The organism is Pseudomonas sp. HMSC063H08 (assembly GCF_001813645.1).
In the GTDB taxonomy this organism is placed as follows: domain Bacteria; phylum Pseudomonadota; class Gammaproteobacteria; order Pseudomonadales; family Pseudomonadaceae; genus Pseudomonas; species Pseudomonas aeruginosa.
Genome location: NZ_KV813369.1, coordinates 8,133 through 10,308, shown reverse-complemented (window position 1 = coordinate 10,308; position 2,176 = coordinate 8,133). Strand labels below are relative to the sequence as shown.

The window sequence follows — 2,176 nt, the reverse complement described above, 5'->3', positions numbered from 1 at the left end:
TGGCGAATCCACGCCTCGGCGTGCGGATTCGCGGGCGGACGTGCGCCGATGCCGACGCGCTTGCTGCGCGGGCTGCTCATGTCGGCCACCGCAGCAGTTCATCGGTGAGCACGGCGATCTCGCGGGCGGCGGCGCTGTCGGGCGCCGTCTCGCGGGCGAGCCGGCCAGCGGCCACGCTGTCGGCGAAGACGATGCGCTGGCGCACTTCGCTGCGCAGCGCCGGCAGCGGCTGTTCGGCCAGCGATTGCCGCGCTTCCCTGCCGATGATGGTGGTGCTGACGCGCCGGTTGATGACGAAGGCCGCGTGCAGCGCAGGCCGGAACACCTGCGCTTCGCGGATCAGCGCCACCATCTCGGCGCTGGCCCACAGGTCATACGGACTGGGCTGCACGGGAATCAGCACGCGCTCGGCCGCCAGCAGCGCGGAACGCGCCAATGCGGCGATGCGCGGCGGGCCGTCGATGATGACGTGATCGGCGCGGCGGGCCAGCTCCGGCGCTTCCTGATGCAGCGTCTCGCGGGCGAGGCCCACGGTGCTGAACAGCCGGGGCAAGCCCTGCTGGCTTCTGCGCTGCGTCCAGTCCAGTGAGGAACCCTGCGGGTCGGCATCCAGCAGGATGACGTGCAGACCGCGCATCGCCAGTTCGCCCGCGATGTGCGTGGCGAGCGTGGTCTTGCCGACGCCGCCTTTCTGATTGAGAAGCGCGAAGATCATGACGCGGCCTCCCATGCTGGAAAGCCGGGATTCGCCTGCCCTGCAAAACGCTGTTCGCTGTGCCGTTTGGCGGTTGTCCACCGAAACGGTGCGCTTCTACTAAAAGTTAGAGATTTATAGTTAGGTAAGTTAGAGAGGCTGAAAACCCGCGCCATTACTGGCTTTGCGGCGTTTTCGTACTCCTGATAGCACGATAGGCGTACTCCCGATAGCACGATACCGGGTACTCCTGATAGCACGAGGCCGTCCACAGCTTTTCCCGCAGTTATCCCCGTGCCGTATGCAGCACGGGCCGGAAGGTCAGCAGTTCGGTGTTGTCGTCCGGCATGCGCTCGATGCCGAGGACGTAGCCGGGTAACGACTGCCGTGCCACCAGCACGCGCAGGTCGTAGGCGAAGTCCGAGAAGCGAGCCGCGCTGCCGGATTTGCGATGCAGATGCCGGAAGTCGAATTGCCAGCCGTGTTCCTGCCGCCCGCCGTGCTTGCGTACCAAGCGGTACAGCCAGCGTTCGATGCCGCCCTTCAAGCGGAAATAAGCCGGGTCGATGGTCAGCACCAGGGCGGCGTCGAGCACGCCGGCATAGAACCAGTCCGGCAGGATCAGCTCGATGCCCAGCGGCGTGCCGCTGGCATCGGCCAGTTCGCGCCATTCGTTGATCCACGAAAAGCGATGCAAGCGCCTGCCCGTGGTTTCTCGGATGGACGTGGCCACACTGGTCGATTGCAGCCGGTCGAGCGCCGCTTTCAGGCGCAGGTAGTCGTTGAGGGATGTGCCGCGCCCGATGAAGCGCAGGATCTCGTAGGGCGTGGCGTGTATCCAGCGCGACGGGCGAATGCCCGCGTCGCGTGCCTCCACGATCTGCGAGGCCGCCCAAATCAAAACGTCGGCATCCCATATCGTGGCGATGCCGTGCTCGGCCGTGCCTTCCACGCGGATGGTGATGTTCCCGCTGCGGAAGTCGATCGGCGCGATGCGCCGCGACTTCGCCAGCGAGAAGAATGGAAAGGCCATCAAGTCCTGGCTGTCGCGTGGCGCCATGTCGCCCGGCAGCGCGCGGAACAGGTCGAGCTGTTCGCACTGCGGCAAGGCTTGCCCTGGAGGGCCGGACATGGCGAAGGCCACCCACGCGCCGACGATCAGCGGCCATCACGGTAGTCACCCGCGTGGCGTTCGGCGTATTCCGGGTCGGATGTAGCCTCGTAGCTGCGCTGGTCGGCCCAGGCATCGAGGTCGCTTACTGCGTACATGACGCGGCGACCGAACTTGCGGAACTTCGGGCCACCGCCGATCACGCGCTGCTTCTCCAGCGTGCGAGGACTGAGGCGCAGATACTCGGCGGCTTCGTCGTTGGTCAGGTAGCGTTGGGGCTGCGAGGGCGCAGCGACAGTAGCGGCGGCAGGCCGCAAGGGAGAGGGTCGCATGGGGTGTACCTCCATCAAGCCCGGCCACACCACGCGGCC

General features: G+C 66.4%; 3 protein-coding genes and 1 pseudogene. All 4 read right to left on the bottom strand.

The window, feature by feature from the left end:
- A pseudogene (locus tag HMPREF2924_RS36160) lies at positions 1 to 80 on the bottom strand (chromosome partitioning protein ParB); the annotation flags it as partial.
- Complete coding sequence (parA, locus tag HMPREF2924_RS05690; RefSeq protein ID WP_021204048.1) at positions 77 to 715, bottom strand: ParA family partition ATPase; 639 nt, start codon at positions 713 to 715, stop codon at positions 77 to 79. The gene parA and the pseudogene HMPREF2924_RS36160, both read right to left, overlap by 4 nt.
- Positions 716 to 980: 265 nt before the next feature.
- The gene (locus HMPREF2924_RS05685; protein WP_031270617.1) at positions 981 to 1,826 is read right to left on the bottom strand and encodes a replication initiator protein A; all 846 of its coding nucleotides are present in this window, start codon (positions 1,824 to 1,826) and stop codon (positions 981 to 983) included.
- Between the two features lie 26 nt (positions 1,827 to 1,852).
- Positions 1,853 to 2,137 carry a helix-turn-helix transcriptional regulator gene (locus HMPREF2924_RS05680; protein WP_023083109.1) on the bottom strand — a complete coding sequence of 95 codons (285 nt, stop codon included), beginning with the start codon at positions 2,135 to 2,137 and terminating at the stop codon, positions 1,853 to 1,855.
- Positions 2,138 to 2,176 lie beyond the last annotated feature (39 nt).

Bases quoted from the DNA above. Each gene is read 5' to 3' on its own strand.
- parA (WP_021204048.1), bottom strand. From the start codon at position 715: ATGATCTTCGCGCTTCTCAATCAGAAAGGCGGCGTCGGCAAGACCACG.
- HMPREF2924_RS05680 (WP_023083109.1), bottom strand. From the start codon at position 2,137: ATGCGACCCTCTCCCTTGCGGCCTGCCGCCGCTACTGTCGCTGCGCCC.
- HMPREF2924_RS05685 (WP_031270617.1), bottom strand. From the start codon at position 1,826: ATGTCCGGCCCTCCAGGGCAAGCCTTGCCGCAGTGCGAACAGCTCGAC.